Origin of the sequence: Streptomyces sp. NPDC052299 (assembly GCF_040679335.1) — a bacterium.
Taxonomy (GTDB): domain Bacteria; phylum Actinomycetota; class Actinomycetes; order Streptomycetales; family Streptomycetaceae; genus Streptomyces.
Genome location: NZ_JBFAUP010000001.1, coordinates 134515 through 149275, shown reverse-complemented (window position 1 = coordinate 149275; position 14761 = coordinate 134515). Strand labels below are relative to the sequence as shown.

The following is a 14761-nucleotide window of genomic DNA, read 5'->3' as shown; positions in this document are numbered from 1 at the left end:
TAATTAGGCTCGCAGTATGTCTGAGGAGGATCCGGCCAGGAGTCTGCAGGACCTGTCCACCGAGCTCACCACCCAGGTGCCGCGCCTGCTGGAAGCCATGCGCTCCGTGGGGACCGGCCTCGAACTGCACTCCACGCTCGACCGGATCTGCGAGACGGCGGCGGAACTGGCCCACGCCCGGTACGCCGCGATCGGCGTCGTGAACGAGGAGGGCGAAGGGCTCTCCGACTTCGTCACCTATGGGGTGCCCGACCCGGTGGCGCACGAGATCGGCCGGCGGCCCGACGGGCAGCGTGGGCTGCTCGGCGCCCTCATCCACGACCCCCGCCCGCTGCGCCTCGCGGACCTGACCAGTGATCCGCGATTCGCCGGATTTCCGCCCGGCCATCCGCTGATGCGCACGTTCCTCGGCGTTCCGATCAGGGTCCAGGGCGAGATTTTCGGCAACCTGTATCTGGCCGAGAAGGACGGCGGCGGCGAGTTCAGCGACTACGACCTGCACCTGGTGCGCGTACTGGCGACCGAGGCCGGGATCGCCATCGGCAACGCGCGGCTGTACGAGGCGGCCCGGCAGCGCGAGCGGTGGATCGACGGCTCGGTCGCCGTGACGACCGCCCTGCTCTCCGGGAGCGATGCCGATGACGCCCTCACGGTCGTCGCGGAGCAGGCCCGCCGTCTGGCGGGGGCCGCGGCCGGCATCGTGCTGCTGCCCGCCGAGGGCGGCGGACTGGAGATCGTCGCCGTCTCGGCGGACGACCCGGCCGACTCGCTCGGGGTGATCGTTCCCGCTCAGAGCCCGGTAGTGGGCAAGCTGCTGAGCGGCGAGGCGGTCTTCGTGGAGGACTCGGCCACCGACACCCGCTTGATCACCAGGCTGGCGGATCCGTTCGGCCCGAGCATGCTGCTGCCCCTGCACAGCGGGGGCCGGGTGCTGGGCGCGCTGGCCATGCCCCGGGCGAGGGGCGACCGGCCCTTCACGGAGACGGAACGGACGCTGGCCACCCAGTTCGCCTCGCAGGCCGCGCTGGCCCTGATGATGGCCGACGCCCAGCGCGACCGGGAGCGCCTCGCGGTCTACGAGGACCGCGACCGGATCGCTCGTGACCTGCACGATCTGGTCATCCAGCGGCTGTTCGCGACCGGGATGATGCTGGAGAGCGCGCAGCGGCGGTCGGACGTGCCGGAGGTGCGGACCGGGGTCGGCCGGGCGGTGGACGAGCTGGACGTGACCATCCAGGAGATCCGGACCGCGATCTTCGCGCTCCAGCAGGAACCCGCCGAGGCGCCGTCCGGGCTGCGCACCCGGGTCCTGCGCGAGATCAACATGGCGGCCGTGCCCCTGGGTTTCAAGCCGTCGCACCGCTTCCGCGGGGCGGTCGACTCGCTGGTCGGCGAGCTGACGGCAAAGAACCTCATCGCGGCGCTGCGGGAGGCGTTGTCCAACGCCTTTCGGCACGCCGGCGCGGCCCGCATCGAGGTGGTCGTGGACGCGACCGTCACGCTGGACGACGGGCGGGACGCGGTGCGGCTCTCGGTCGCTGATGACGGGGTGGGCATGCCGGAGGGCGGGCGCCGCAGCGGACTGCGGAATCTGGCCCGGCGGGCAGAGTCGCTGGGCGGGGCCAGCTGGTTCGAGCGGGGGATCGGGGAGGGCGGCGGCGGTACGACGGTGGTGTGGCAGGCGCCCCTGTGAGCGGCGGTGAGCGGCGCGAGGGCCTGGCCGGCCGGGCTTGAGCTCCCGGCCGGCTCAGCGTCCCGCGAGGCTTCCCGCGCGTTCGGCGAGGATGCGTTCGATGACGACGGCCACACCGTCCTCGTTGTTGGTGACCGTGCGGCCGGATGCGGCGGCCAGGGCGGCCGGGTGGGCGTTGCCCATGGCGTACGAGGTGCCGGCCCAGCTCAGCATCTCCACGTCGTTGGGCATGTCACCGAAGGCGACGACCTCGGCAGCCGCGATGCCGCGCTCGGCGCAGCACAGCTCCAGGGTGCTGGCCTTGGAGACGCCCGGCCCGCTGATCTCGATGAGGGCGGTGGGGCTGGACCGGGTGAAGGTGGCGCGATCCCCGGCGGCCGCCCGGGCCAGCGCCAGGAACTCGTCCGGGTCCAGCTCGCCGTGGCGGGCGAGCAGCTTCAGCACGGGCACGCCGCCGCGCGGGGCCTCCTCGTGCAGCAGCTTCTCCGCCGGGGCCACCGTGGCGCCCGGGTCGAGGTAGAAGGGCGGGTAGGCGGGCTCGTAGTGGATGCCGGTGGCCAGCTCGACGGCGAAGGACGTGCCGGGCGCGGCGGCGCGCAGCGTGTGGACGACGTCGAGTGCCGTCCCGCGCTCCAGGCCCCGGACCTTCAGCAGCTGTCCGCCCGCGTGCAGATCGGCGACGGCCGCGCCGTTGGCGCAGATCGCCAGACCGTGTCCGTGGACGTGGTCGCTGACAACACCCATCCAGCGGGCGGGGCGGCCGGTGACGAAGAAGACCTCGACCCCCGCTTCCTCGGCAGCCGCGAGCGCCCGGACTGTGCGGTCGGAGACGGTCTTGTCGTCGCGCAGAAGAGTGCCGTCCAGATCCGTGGCGATCAGCCGGGGGGCGACGGGAGCGGACTGCTCGATAACGGTGGTCACCCGTACATTCTCGCGCATGAAGACGCACGTGCGTGCGGAGGGTCGCACATTTGAGAGCACGCCGCCCTGACCTCGGAACATTCCCCGGGCATATGCCCGCGTCGTCCTGGGACCGCGCACACCGCGCACGCGATGCGGCGCCTCCTCGTCCTCTCATAGGGTCGCCCCATGCGACTGAGCACTGTGATTCTGCCGATCCACCGCTGGCATCAGGGCGGACGCGAGCGCTGGCGGCGCGCCGAGGAGCTGGGTTTCCACGCCGCGTACACCTATGACCACCTGTCCTGGCGGGCCTTCCGGGACAGCCCGTGGTTCGGGGCGCTGCCGACGCTCACGGCAGCCGCGGCGGCCACCGACCGCCTCCGCCTCGGCACGCTGGTCACTTCGCCGAACTTCCGCCACCCGGTCACCCTGGCCAAGGAGCTGATCTCGCTCGACGACATCTCGGCCGGCCGGATCACGTTGGGCATCGGGGCGGGCGGCAACGGCTTCGACGCGACGACTCTGCTGCGGAGCGGTGAGGAGCCGTGGACGCCGCGGCAGCGCGCCGACCGTTTCGGCGAGTTCGTGACCCTGCTCGACGCCCTGTTGCGCGAGCCTGCCGATAAGTCGTACGAGGGGGAGTTCTACGCGGCCAGTGAGGCCCGGAACCTGCCCGGCTGTGTGCAGCGGCCCCGACTGCCCTTCGCGGTCGCCGCCACGGGGCCGCGCGGTCTGGCGCTGGCCGCGCGCCACGGTCAGGCGTGGGTGACCACGGGAGACCCGAAGCTGTACGAGGCGGGCAGCGGCGCTCAGTCGGTCGAGGCCCTCGGCCGGCAGGTGGACGGGCTGGGGCGCGCGTGCGCGGAGGCCGGGCGGGACGTGGCCGACCTGGAGAAGGTCCTGCTCACCGGCTTCACTCCCGAGTTCAACCCGGGCCTTGCCGCGGGCGGGGGGCGGCCCCTCGACTCCGTCGACGCGTTCGTGGACTTCGCGGGCAGGCATGCGGAGCTGGGGTTCACGGAGATCGTCATCCATGCGCCGGTGCCCGCGGACGGGCCGGGGTTCGACGCGGCGGTGCCGGACGAGAAGCTGTTCGAGGAGATCGCGACGCGGGGCGCGGCGCAGCTGGCCGGCTGAGGGTGGGCCGGGGCCCTACGCTCCTGGGCCCCGGATCATCCCGGCAGGCGCAGGAACTCGGCGGGGACGGCATCCGTGAGCCACACTCCGTTGGCGCTGACCCAGAACGTGTGACCCGCGCGGTGCATGGCGCCGGCGTCCACGGACAGCACGACGGGACGCCCGCGCCGGGCTCCCACGCGGGTGGCGGTCTCGCGGTCGGGCGAGAGGTGCACGTGGGTACGGTTCATCGCGCGCAGCCCCTCGGCTCGGATCGCGTCCAGGGCCCGGCCGACCGTACCGTGGTAGAGGTACGCGGGCGGTTCTGCCGGTGGCAGCCCGAGGTCGACGGCCACGGTGTGTGCCTGGCTCGCCCGGATGCGGCCGGCGTCCACGGCGAAGCGCTGCTTGTCGTTGGAGGCGACCACATGGTCGAGTTCCGCCCTGCTGATCGGGAAGTGATGGCGGGCCGCCGCGCTCAGCAGCTCCTCGATCGGCACCCAGCCGTGGGCGTCGAGCGTGAGCCCGATCCGCTCGGGCTGGTGCCGTAGGTGCTTGGAGAGGTACTTGGACACCTTGACGGTGCGTCTTTCATCCATCTTCTCAGCGTGCCCCTGACACCTCCTCGATGCATCTCCATTTCGCTCGGCCTTCACCGAAACGAATCTCGGCCACAGGTTTGATCCACAGTCAGTTCGACTTATCCACAAGAAAATTGACGCTACTGTGGACAACTCCCGTCCAAAAAAGGCCGTTTGGGTAACTTGTCAGTTTCTGTTGGGTGATGAGGCAAGTGCGTCCAATGCCCTTTTGTGTACCTCTCGTTCGGTGGCAGCGACAATGAAGGCCGGGACGCCGCCGGGTCCAACCAGGCGCTCGACCGCGTCGATTGTCGATGCCGGCAGGCTCACGGGAATCTCGGCTCGGACGGACTTCACCGCTCGGCCGGGCATGTCGACGGCGAGATGGTCATCCAGGTGCCTGGTCGCGAACGTTCTCATGGCACGGGCGAGTTCGACGCCCACTGTCTGCTGGGCGAGAGGTCTGAGTCGCCGCACCATCGACGCAGCGTCATTCGCGTCCTCGTCGGTCGGGGGTCGGTGGCCCAGATACCGGGCGAAGACGTGCTCGGTCGTGAACTCCAGGAATCGGCAGGCGATCTGCTCGACCTGACCGCGAAGTTCCCGCAGTTGGCCGGAGATGGCGGACAGCGGCACGCCTGCCGCGTACAACTCGGCTGCCACCTCCAGCTCCTGAGGGCTCGGTACGCCGAACTCCTCCTCAGTTCCCGGAATTCGCTCGAGGACACCGAGCTCGATCGCCTCGCCGATGGCCCGGTCATCGGCCTCGCCTCCGAATTTCCAGGCAAGTTGAGCGCGGGTGATGCGACCCGCCCGCTCGTCGGTCCACGGCCCGTGTACCTCGGCGACGAGCCCCAGCACACCGCCAAGTCCGCGACCGGTGTCCCAGGCGTCCAGCAACTCCTTGATGCTCGCCAGGGTGTAGCCCCGGTCCAGCAGGTCGGCGATCTGCCGGAGGCGGCCGAGGTGGGCGGGCCCGTACACATTGGCGCGACCCCGCCGCTCCGGGGCGGGGAGCAGGCCGCGGTCCTGATAACCGCGGATCGTACGGACCGTGGCACCACTCGCGTGGGCGAGGTCGTCGATCCGGTACTCGGGCGCCAACCGGTCGCTCGTCGCGGCTGGTTCATCCTCGGAGACCCCAGCCCTCGCCCCGCTCACAGCGGGGGCTTCAGGCGGGCGATGCCCCGCAGCACACCGGGGCGGACGCGGGACAGGATGCGTACGGCGTGGGACTCCGGCGTCACCGGAACGACGGCCTGATTGCGCACGACCGCACGGAGGACCGCCTGCGCGACCTTCTCCGGAGAGTAGTTGCGTGCGCCGTAGAGCTTGCCGGCGCGCGTGCGCAGCCGCTGCTCCTCCGCCTCGTCCGTCCCGACGAACCGCGCCGTGGCAGTGATCCCGGTGTTGACGATCCCGGGGCAGATCGCGCTGACCCCGATCGACTTCTCGGCCAGCTCGGCGCGCAGGCACTCGCTGAGCATCAGCACGGCGGCCTTCGACGTGCTGTACGCGGGGAGCGCGCGGGACGGCTGAAAGGCGGCCGCTGAAGCGGTGTTGACGATGTGACCGCCCTGGCCGCGCTCCGCCATCTGGCGCCCGAAGAGCCGGCAGCCGTGGATGACCCCCCACAGGTTGACGTCCAGGACGTTCCGCCAGTCCTCGGAGTTCGTCTCCAGGAACGGACCCGACAGCCCGATGCCCGCGTTGTTGACCAGCACATCGACCACGCCGTACTCGTCGGCCACCCGGTCGGCAAGCTTCTCCATGGCCTGCTCGTCGCTCACGTCCACCGCCTCGGCCCAGGCTTCCGGAGCGCCGGCCAACCGGGCCGACTCCGCCGTCCGCTCGGCCCCCGCGGCATCCCGGTCGACGGCCACCACCCGGGCCCCCGCCTCCGCGAAGGCCAGCGCCGTGGCGCGTCCTATGCCGCCCGCAGCCCCCGTCACCAGCACGAGCCGGCCGCCGAACCACTCCGCGTAGGGCCCACTCGCACGGGCCTCCACCGAGGCGCCGGTCGTCCGGGCCGACTCGACGGCCGTCACGAACTCCCCGACCCACGAGGCCAGCTGGTCCGGCCGGGTGCGCGGCACCCAGTGCTTGGCCGGAAGCGAGCGACGGGTCAACTGCGGGACCCAGGACTCGAGGTCGTCGTACAGCTGCTCCGAGAGGAACACGTCGCCGGTCGGCGTGATGAGCTGCACCGGCACGTGCGCGTACGCGTCGGTACGCGGCCTGCGCAGCCGGGAACGGACGTTGTCCCGGTAGAGCCAGGCACCGTGCGCCGCGTCATTGGGCAGCGAGGACGTCGGGTAGTCGCCCGGGGGCACCTTCTCCAGCCGCTCCAGGATGCCCGGCCACCGCTTGCCGAGCGGCCCGCGCCAGGCCAGTTCCGGCAGGACCGGGGTGTGCAGCATGTACACGTACCAGGACTTGGCGCCCTGTCCGAGTAGCTGGCCGACGCGGCGCGGGGTGGGCCGGTTCATCCGGCGCTTGATCCAGTGCCCGAAGTGGTCCAGGGAAGGGCCGGACATCGAGGTGAAGGACGCGATCCGGCCCTCCGTGCGGCTGACCGTGGCGAATTCCCAGGACTGGACCGAGCCCCAGTCGTGCCCCACCACATGCACAGGGTGGTCCGGGCTCACCGCGTCGGCCACGGCCAGGAAGTCGTCGGTCAGCTTCTCCAGCGTGAAGCCGCCGCGCAGGGGCTTGGGCGCCGTCGAGCCGCCATGGCCCCGTACGTCGTACAGGACGACGTGCCACTCGTCGGCCAGTTGGGCGGCGACCTCTGTCCAGACCTCCTTGCTGTCCGGATAGCCGTGCACCAGGACGATCGTCGGCCGCTCCGCGGCTCCCAGCTCGACGACGCACAGCTCGATGCCGCCCGTGGCCACCCGCCGCTCGCGCGCGCCCGGCAGATCACGCAGGCGCGGGCCGCCCTTCCCGCCGGACCGCCCCGTGCTCGCGGGCTGTTCACTCTTCCCTCGTGACGCCATGCCACCGTCCGTTCGCTGCTGTGTGCGGTACGTGCTCGTAACGTGACACTGATGAATGTGACAATGACTGGTGGCTGCGTCAAGAGGTGCGTACGGCCTGTGGACAACCCCTCTGCGCCGGCCATGAGACCGCAGGGAGCGGGGCTGCCGTGGTCCTCAATGAGGTCCCCTTACGGGTCCCCTACATCTCGAGGCTGACGCCGATCCAACCGTCAGGTCTGACGACCGGTGTGGTCCGCGCCACTACCGTCGTATTCGTGAATGTCATCGCTGCCGAAGGTCTGAGTAAACGGTTCCCCCGGGTGACCGCGCTTGACCGGCTCACCCTGGACATCGGCCCGGGTGTGACCGGGCTGGTGGGTGCCAACGGGGCCGGCAAGTCCACGCTGATCAAGATCCTGCTGGGTCTGTCCCCCGCGACCGAGGGCAGGGCCGCCGTGCTCGGGCTCGACGTCTCGACCAGCGGTCCCGCCATCCGCGAGCGGGTCGGCTACATGCCGGAGCACGACTGCCTGCCGCCCGACGTCTCGGCCACCGAGTTCGTCGTCCACATGGCGCGCATGTCCGGTCTGCCCCCGACCGCCGCCCGTGAACGCACGGCGGACACCCTGCGCCATGTCGGTTTGTACGAGGAGCGCTACCGACCCATCGGCGGCTACTCGACGGGCATGAAGCAGCGGGTGAAGCTGGCCCAGGCGCTGGTGCACGACCCCCAGCTGGTCCTGCTCGACGAGCCGACGAACGGGCTGGACCCGGTCGGGCGCGACGAGATGCTCGGCCTGATCCGCCGTATCCACAGCGACTTCGGCATCTCGGTCCTGGTCACCTCGCACCTGCTCGGCGAGCTGGAACGCACCTGCGACCACGTCGTCGTCATCGACGGCGGAAAGCTGCTGCGCTCCAGCTCCACCAGCGACTTCACCCAGACCACGACGACCCTCGCGGTCGAGGTCACCGACAGCGACACCCACCCGGACGGGACGGACGCCCTGCGCCGTTCCCTCATCGAGGCGGGCGTCGGACTCGTCGGCCTCGACGGACTGGACACCCAGGGGCTGCCCGGCGCCGGCCACATCCTGCTGGTCGAGGCGACCGGCGAGGAGACGTACGACCTCGTGCGCGACAGCGTCGCGGGGCTCGGCCTCGGCCTCGTCCGCATGGAACAGCGCCGTCACCACATCGCCGAGGTGTTCCGCAGCGACGAGGCGCCGTCCGCGGCCGTGCCGGCCGGAGCCGTACTGCAGAAGGGGAGCGGACGCGATGAGCACTGAGACCGGCGCCGCGACCGGGAGCGAGACCTCCCGGATCCACAACATCGGCTACCGCGCCTACGACGGGCCGCGGCTCGGGCGCGCCTATGCCCGCCGCTCGCTGTACTCGCAGACCCTGCGCGGCTCCTTCGGCCTCGGCCGGTCGGCCAAGTCCAAGGTGCTGCCCATGCTGCTGTTCGGTGTGATGTGCATGGTGGCCGCGATCATCGTGGCCGTCGCCATCGCCACTCCGGGGACGACGAAACTTCCCATCAAGTACACGTCGTTCGCGATCTACCTGCAGCCCGTCATCAGCCTGTTCATCGCCGCGCAGGCGCCGCAGGCGGTCTCCAGGGACCTGCGGTTCAAGACCGTACCGCTGTACTTCTCGCGGCCGATCGAGCACGGGGACTACGTGCTCGCCAAGTTCGCCGCCATGGCCTCGGCGGTCTTCGTGCTCACCGGGGCGCCGGTCGTGATCCTCTACATCGGCGCGCTGCTGGGGAAGTTCGACTTCGGCGACCAGACCGAGTGGTTCGCCCAGGGGATGGTTTCCGTGCTGCTTCTCTCCGTGCTGTTCGCCGGACTCGGCCTGGTGATGGCCGCGCTCACCCCGCGTCGGGGCTTCGGCGTGGCGGCCGTCATCGCGCTGCTGATGATCACGTACGGAGCGGTCTCGACCGTCCAGGGCATCGCCTGGTCCACGGGTTCGGACGGCGCGGTCCCCTGGCTGGGGCTGTTCTCCCCGCTCACGCTCGTCGACGGGGTGCAGACCGCGTTCCTCGGCGCGACATCGGCCTTCCCCGGCGGGAACGGTCCGGGCGCCGGCACGGGCGTCGTCTACCTGCTCGTTGTTCTCGCGCTCGTCGCCGGCTCGTACGCCGTACTGATGCGCCGCTACCGGAAGGTCGGGCTGTGACCACGATCGAGATCGACCACACCTCCCGCTGGTTCGGCAACGTGGTCGCCGTCAACGACGTCAGTATGACCGTGGGGCCGGGTGTCACCGGGCTGCTGGGCCCCAACGGCGCCGGCAAGTCGACGCTGATCAACATGATGGCCGGATTCCTCGCTCCGTCGACGGGCACGGTCACGCTGGACGGGAAGGCGATCTGGCGCAACGAGGCCGTGTACCGGGAGATCGGCATCGTCCCGGAACGCGAGGCGATGTACGACTTCCTGACCGGCCGCGAGTTCGTGGTGGCCAATGCCGAACTGCACGGACTGGGCGCCGCCGAGGCGGCCGCGGCCCTGGCCACGGTCGAGATGGAGTACGCGCAGGACCGCAAGATCGCGACGTACAGCAAGGGCATGCGCCAGCGCGTGAAGATGGCGTCCGCGCTGGTCCACAACCCGTCCGTGCTGCTGCTGGACGAGCCGTTCAACGGGATGGACCCGCGCCAGCGGATGCAGCTGATGGATCTGCTGCGGAGGATGGGCGCGGAGGGCCGGACGGTCCTCTTCTCCTCGCACATCCTCGAAGAGGTCGAGCAGCTCGCCTCGCACATCGAGGTCGTCGTCGCGGGCCGGCACGCGGCGTCGGGTGACTTCCGCCGCATCCGCCGGCTGATGACGGACCGGCCGCACCGCTATCTCGTACGGTCGAGCGACGACCGCGCCCTGGCTGCCGCGCTCATCGCTGATCCCTCGACGGCAGGGATCGAAGTGGACCTGAGCGAGAACGCTTTGCGTATCCAGGCGATCGATTTTGCCCGCTTCACCGTGCTGTTGCCCAAGGTCGCACGCGAGCAGGGCATTCGTCTGCTGACCGTTTCACCGTCCGACGAGTCCCTCGAATCGGTCTTTTCCTATCTAGTAGCGGCCTGAGGCCGACAAGGAGCTGTGACGTCATGTACGACCCCACAGTCGCCCGGCTCACCTACCGGGCGCTGCTCGGCCGGCGCCGGGCCGCCATCCTCTTCGTGCTGCCCGCACTGCTGATCGTCATCGCGGTGGCGGTACGGATGTTCGCGGGGGCCGACGACCAGGTGGCCTCGGACGTCCTGGGCGGGTTCGCCATCGCCACCATGGTGCCGCTGATCGGCGTGATCGCCGGTACGGGCGCCATCGGGCCGGAGATCGATGACGGCTCGATCGTCTATCTGCTGTCCAAGCCGGTGAGCCGGCCGACGATCATCTTCACCAAGCTGATCGTCGCGATCGCGGTGACCATGGTCTTCTCGGCGGTTCCGACGATGATCGCGGGCCTGATCCTCAATGGCAACGGCCAGCAGATCGCGGTGGCGTACACCATCGCCGCCCTGGTCGCCTCCATCGCCTACAGCGCGCTGTTCCTGCTGCTGGGCACGGTCAGCCGGCACGCGGTCGTGCTCGGCCTCGTCTACGCGCTGGTGTGGGAGGCCCTGTTCGGCAGCCTGGTGCCGGGCGCGCGCACGCTCAGCGTCCAGCAGTGGTCGCTCGCCCTGGCGGAGAAGACCGCGGGCAACGGTGCGATCACCTCGGACGTCGGTCTGCCGCTCGCCACGGTCCTGCTGGCCGTGGTCACCGTCGCGGCGACCTGGTACGCGGGGCAGAAGCTGCGCACGCTGAAGCTGGCCGGCGAGGAGTGAGCGGACGGCCGCTCGACATGTGAGAACCCCCGGTCATCGACCGGGGTTTTTCACATGTCGGACAGTCTTACGCGTAACTGTACGTTTATCGGTGCGTTGTTCACGATGCGTGGAGGCAACTGGAATCCGTGGCGTCGTAGCGTTCGTGAAAGTGCAGATGGCCGATGCGGCGGGGGGAGAGCCCTCGTCGGTCGGTTCCGTGAGTGAGTGGCAACCGTGAGCGTCCTCCGCCCCTGAAGCCCGGGGAGAGGGCTGTCCATTTCCGCGAAGCTCTCACGAACGGAAGGCAGCTCATGCCAACGGAAGTCGCTCTACTCGAATCGCGCGCGTTGCGCGTCGAACAGATGGGGCGTGTCGACGCCCTGGACAAGGTGAAGTGCCTTGTCATGCTCCCGGACGGGATTCACGTTCGCACCGAGGATGTGGCTCGTTACTTCGAAGTATCCACAGAGGTGGTCAAGAAGGTGGTCCACCGCCATCGAGTCGAGCTTGAGGAGAACGGGCTCAGGACGCTTCGAGGCTCTGACCTGCAAAACTTCCATAGGGACATGTTGTCCCTATGGAACGGTGAAGGTGCCGGAAGTTATCCACAGGCGGCCACTCAGCTCCGCCTCTACACCCGCCGGACCGTCCTCAACGTCGCCATGCTTCTTCGCGACAGCGACGTCGCCCGGTGCGTGCGTACGTATCTGCTCGACGCCGAGCAGGACCTGCGCGCGGGGTACGCGTCGCTCGAACACCGGGTCACCCGGGTCGAAAGCCACCTGGCCGGTGTGGGCAGCGCGCTCCAGGAGCTGGGCCCGGTCCTCAGCCGGATGTCGCACCGGCTGGACAGCCTCGACCGGAGGCTGGAGGCGACCCATCAGGTCGTCGGCGCCATGAGCGTGAGGCTCAGCGGGGTGTCCGAGGACGTGGTCCGTCTTGACGACCGCATGGACGCCCTGGCACGGAATCTGAAGGAGCTGAACCGCCGCAACAAGCGCTGATCCGGAACCGCGAGGTCCGGGAGAGGACGAGACGGCGCAGAAAGGGCGCAGGGACCGAGGTCGAGTGCCCCGGTCCCTGCGCCACGCGTCGAGCGGCGGAACGCGACCGCCTACGACTCCCGCAACAGCCTCTCCAGCACCACGGCGATCCCGTCGTCGTCGTTCGACGTGGTCGTCTCGTGAGCGACGGCCTTCAGATCGGCGTGGGCGTTGGCCATGGCCACGCCGTGCCGTGCCCAGGCGAACATGGGGATGTCGTTGGGCATGTCGCCGAAGGCGATCGTGTCCGCGGCCTTCACACCAAGCCGGCGCGCGGCGAGCGAGAGGCCGGTGGCCTTGCTCAGTCCCAGCGGCAGGATCTCAACGACCCCCGGGCCCGCCATGACCACGTCGACCAGATTGCCGACCGCCGCCCGCGCGGCCTCGGCCAGTGCGTCGTCGTCCAGGTCCGGATGCTGTATGTACACCTTGTTCAGCGGAGCGGCCCACATCTCGGCCGGGTCCTGGACGAAGACGGCCGGACGCGGCCCCTCCTGGACGCGGTAGCCCGGACCGACCAGCACCTCGCCGTCGAGCCCGTCGCGGCTCGCGGCCAGCGCCAGCGGACCCACCTCGGCCTCGACCTTGGAGAGAGCGAGCCCGGCGAGCTGCCGGTCGAGGGTGAGCGAGGTGAGCAGCCTGCGCTCGCCCGCGTGGTAGACCTGAGCGCCCTGCGCGCAGACGGCCAGCCCCTCGTAGCCGAGGTCGTCCAGGATGTGCCGGGTCCACGGGACGGCACGGCCGGTGACGACGATGTGCGCCGCTCCGGCACCGGCGGCGGCCTTCAGCGCCTCGCGCGTCCGAGCCGAGACGGTCTCGTCGTCGCGCAGAAGGGTGCCGTCGAGGTCGGTCGCGACGAGCTTGTACGGAAAGGTCACTTGGCGACCGGCTCCAGAATCTCGCGCCCGCCGAGGTAGGGGCGGAGCACCTCGGGCACCCGCACCGAACCGTCGGCCAGCTGGTGGTTCTCCAGGATCGCCACGATGGTGCGCGGGACGGCGCAGAGCGTGCCGTTCAGCGTGGCCAGGGGGCGCATGCTCTTCTTGCCGTCGCGGTTGTCCCGCATCCGGACCGAGAGCCTGCGGGCCTGGAACTCGCCGCAGTTGGACGCCGAGGTGAGCTCGCGGTACTTGCCCTGGGTCGGGATCCACGCCTCGCAGTCGTACTTCCTGGTGGCCGACGCCCCCAGGTCGCCGCTGGCGACATCGATGACCTGGAAGGGCAGTTCGAGGCCGGTGAGCCACTGCTTCTCCCAGTCCAGGAGGCGCAGGTGCTCGGCCTCCGCGTCCGCCGGGTCGACGTACGAGAACATCTCGACCTTGGTGAACTGGTGCACCCGGAAGATGCCGCGGGTGTCCTTGCCGTACGTCCCCGCCTCGCGGCGGTAGCAGGAGGAGTAGCCGGCGTAGCGCAGCGGCAGCTTCTCCGCGTCGATGATCTCGTCCATGTGATACGCGGCGAGCGGGACCTCGGAGGTGCCGACCAGGTACTGGTCGTCCTTGTCCAGGTGGTACACGTCCTCCGCGGCCTGGCCGAGGAAACCGGTGCCCTCCATGGCGCGGGGGCGGACCAGGGTCGGGGTCAGCATCGGGGTGAAGCCGGCCTCGGTGGCCTGGGCGATCGCCGCGTTGACGAGGGCGAGTTCCAGCAGGGCGCCGACGCCCGTCAGGTAGTAGAAGCGCGAGCCGGAGACCTTGGCGCCGCGTTCCACGTCGATCGCGCCCAGGGCCTCGCCGAGCTCCAGGTGGTCCTTGGGCTCGAATCCCTCCGCCCCGAAGTCACGGATCGTCCCGTGCGTCTCCAGGACGACGAAGTCCTCCTCGCCGCCCACAGGCACGTCCGGGTGGACGATGTTGCCGAGCCGCAGCAGCAGGTTCCTGGTTTCCGCGTCGGCCTCGTCCTGGGCGGCGTCGGCCGCCTTGACGTCCGCCTTGAGCTGCTCGGCGCGCTTCAGGAGTTCGGTGCGCTCCTCGGGAGAAGCCTTGGGGATGAGTTTGCCGAGCGATTTCTGCTCGGAACGGAGTTCGTCGAAAGCGACCCCGGACGACCTGCGCCGTTCGTCGGCGGAGAGCAGGGCGTCGACGAGTGCGACGTCCTCTCCCCGGTTGCGCTGGGAGGCGCGAACACGGTCGGGGTCCTCACGAATCAGGCGAAGGTCAATCACTGCTCCAGGCTACCGGTGTCGGCTTCGCCCACTTGAACCGATAGGTACAAGCGTGGCGCTTTGCCCGAATTGCCGGTATTCGGCATTGTGGAGCGAGTGGGTAACGAGGCTTCCCGCTGGGGCAGTTGGGCGGGGCTTTTCCACAGGAGTGACCGACTCGTTGAAGTTATCCACAGGCTGTGGGGGAAGTCTGTGGACCTGGAAGAGATCATTCCGGGGGGTTGGTGAAAACGTATGGATTCAAGGTTCAAACCCGATTCACGCGCTCGTTTGGGTGGGAATTGCTAGCCCTAAAGAGTTGATCAGCGGAATTGGGCTGACACGGGGTGAACGGATGCCCTGTGGACGGGTGTGAGTGGGCTGTGTCGGTTTGTCGACCATGTCGGATTGCGGTGTCGACTTGTCCCCAGGCGCTACCCCCTGCCTGTGGATAACTTTTCCCGAGGTGGAAAATCCTCTG

The 14761-nt window shown here is 69.6% G+C and carries 13 protein-coding genes; 7 read left to right on the top strand and 6 right to left on the bottom strand.

Translation table 11 applies throughout. From position 1 onward, the window contains the following. Positions 1–16 precede the first annotated feature (16 nt). On the top strand, positions 17–1693 hold the full coding sequence (locus AB0L33_RS00670) for a GAF domain-containing protein (RefSeq protein WP_365676914.1): 1677 nt from the start codon (positions 17–19) through the stop codon (positions 1691–1693). A gap of 54 nt (positions 1694–1747) precedes the next feature. On the opposite strand, the gene AB0L33_RS00665 is transcribed toward AB0L33_RS00670, so the two are convergent. Beyond that, positions 1748–2632, bottom strand: coding sequence for a Cof-type HAD-IIB family hydrolase (locus AB0L33_RS00665; RefSeq protein WP_365676912.1), 885 nt, complete (start codon positions 2630–2632; stop codon positions 1748–1750). Between the two features lie 150 nt (positions 2633–2782). Between AB0L33_RS00665 and AB0L33_RS00660 the strand changes: the two genes are divergently transcribed. After that, a complete protein-coding gene (locus AB0L33_RS00660; protein ID WP_365676911.1) occupies positions 2783–3733 on the top strand; it encodes an LLM class flavin-dependent oxidoreductase in 951 nt (316 codons plus the stop codon). Between the two features lie 35 nt (positions 3734–3768). Here AB0L33_RS00660 and AB0L33_RS00655 read toward each other — a convergent pair whose 3' ends face one another. The 3 genes from AB0L33_RS00655 to AB0L33_RS00645 all read right to left on the bottom strand — a co-directional run bounded on the left by AB0L33_RS00655 (position 3769) and on the right by AB0L33_RS00645 (position 7223). Then, complete coding sequence (locus AB0L33_RS00655; protein ID WP_365676910.1) at positions 3769–4311, bottom strand: RNA 2'-phosphotransferase; 543 nt, start codon at positions 4309–4311, stop codon at positions 3769–3771. Between the two features lie 168 nt (positions 4312–4479). Beyond that, positions 4480–5397, bottom strand: a complete 918-nt coding sequence (locus AB0L33_RS00650) for a MerR family transcriptional regulator (RefSeq protein WP_365676909.1) — start codon at positions 5395–5397, stop codon at positions 4480–4482. A gap of 53 nt (positions 5398–5450) precedes the next feature. Next, positions 5451–7223 (bottom strand): SDR family oxidoreductase, encoded by a 1773-nt coding sequence (locus AB0L33_RS00645; protein ID WP_365677372.1) that lies wholly within the window; start codon positions 7221–7223, stop codon positions 5451–5453. Positions 7224–7594: 371 nt separating this feature from the next. Here AB0L33_RS00645 and AB0L33_RS00640 point away from each other — a divergent pair, with 371 nt between their 5' ends. The 5 genes from AB0L33_RS00640 to AB0L33_RS00620 all read left to right on the top strand — a co-directional run bounded on the left by AB0L33_RS00640 (position 7595) and on the right by AB0L33_RS00620 (position 12098). Then, positions 7595–8563 (top strand): ABC transporter ATP-binding protein, encoded by a 969-nt coding sequence (locus AB0L33_RS00640; protein ID WP_365676908.1) that lies wholly within the window; start codon positions 7595–7597, stop codon positions 8561–8563. Further along, a complete protein-coding gene (locus AB0L33_RS00635; protein ID WP_365676907.1) occupies positions 8553–9461 on the top strand; it encodes an ABC transporter permease in 909 nt (302 codons plus the stop codon). Before AB0L33_RS00640 ends, AB0L33_RS00635 begins: the two co-directional genes overlap by 11 nt. Then, the gene (locus AB0L33_RS00630; RefSeq protein ID WP_365676906.1) at positions 9458–10369 is read left to right on the top strand and encodes an ATP-binding cassette domain-containing protein; all 912 of its coding nucleotides are present in this window, start codon (positions 9458–9460) and stop codon (positions 10367–10369) included. The genes AB0L33_RS00635 and AB0L33_RS00630 overlap by 4 nt, the downstream gene beginning before the upstream one ends. Positions 10370–10392: 23 nt before the next feature. Continuing rightward, positions 10393–11112, top strand: a complete 720-nt coding sequence (locus AB0L33_RS00625) for an ABC transporter permease (protein WP_365676905.1) — start codon at positions 10393–10395, stop codon at positions 11110–11112. 293 nt (positions 11113–11405) lie between these two features. Continuing rightward, positions 11406–12098: a hypothetical protein gene (locus tag AB0L33_RS00620; RefSeq protein ID WP_365676904.1), complete on the top strand. Its 693-nt coding sequence runs from the start codon at positions 11406–11408 to the stop codon at positions 12096–12098. A 110-nt stretch (positions 12099–12208) separates the two neighbouring features. Here the strand turns inward: AB0L33_RS00620 and AB0L33_RS00615 are convergent, their stop codons facing one another. Both AB0L33_RS00615 and serS read right to left on the bottom strand, forming a co-directional pair. Next, positions 12209–13015, bottom strand: coding sequence for an HAD family hydrolase (locus AB0L33_RS00615; protein WP_365676903.1), 807 nt, complete (start codon positions 13013–13015; stop codon positions 12209–12211). After that, positions 13012–14301, bottom strand: coding sequence for a serine--tRNA ligase (serS, locus tag AB0L33_RS00610; protein ID WP_365676902.1), 1290 nt, complete (start codon positions 14299–14301; stop codon positions 13012–13014). Before serS ends, AB0L33_RS00615 begins: the two co-directional genes overlap by 4 nt. Positions 14302–14761: the final 460 nt, after the last annotated feature.

Bases quoted from the DNA above. Each gene is read 5' to 3' on its own strand.
- AB0L33_RS00670 (WP_365676914.1), top strand. From the start codon at position 17: ATGTCTGAGGAGGATCCGGCCAGGAGTCTGCAGGACCTGTCCACCGAG.
- AB0L33_RS00655 (WP_365676910.1), bottom strand. From the start codon at position 4,311: ATGGATGAAAGACGCACCGTCAAGGTGTCCAAGTACCTCTCCAAGCAC.
- AB0L33_RS00665 (WP_365676912.1), bottom strand. From the start codon at position 2,632: ATGCGCGAGAATGTACGGGTGACCACCGTTATCGAGCAGTCCGCTCCC.
- AB0L33_RS00620 (WP_365676904.1), top strand. From the start codon at position 11,406: ATGCCAACGGAAGTCGCTCTACTCGAATCGCGCGCGTTGCGCGTCGAA.
- AB0L33_RS00635 (WP_365676907.1), top strand. From the start codon at position 8,553: ATGAGCACTGAGACCGGCGCCGCGACCGGGAGCGAGACCTCCCGGATC.
- AB0L33_RS00625 (WP_365676905.1), top strand. From the start codon at position 10,393: ATGTACGACCCCACAGTCGCCCGGCTCACCTACCGGGCGCTGCTCGGC.
- AB0L33_RS00660 (WP_365676911.1), top strand. From the start codon at position 2,783: ATGCGACTGAGCACTGTGATTCTGCCGATCCACCGCTGGCATCAGGGC.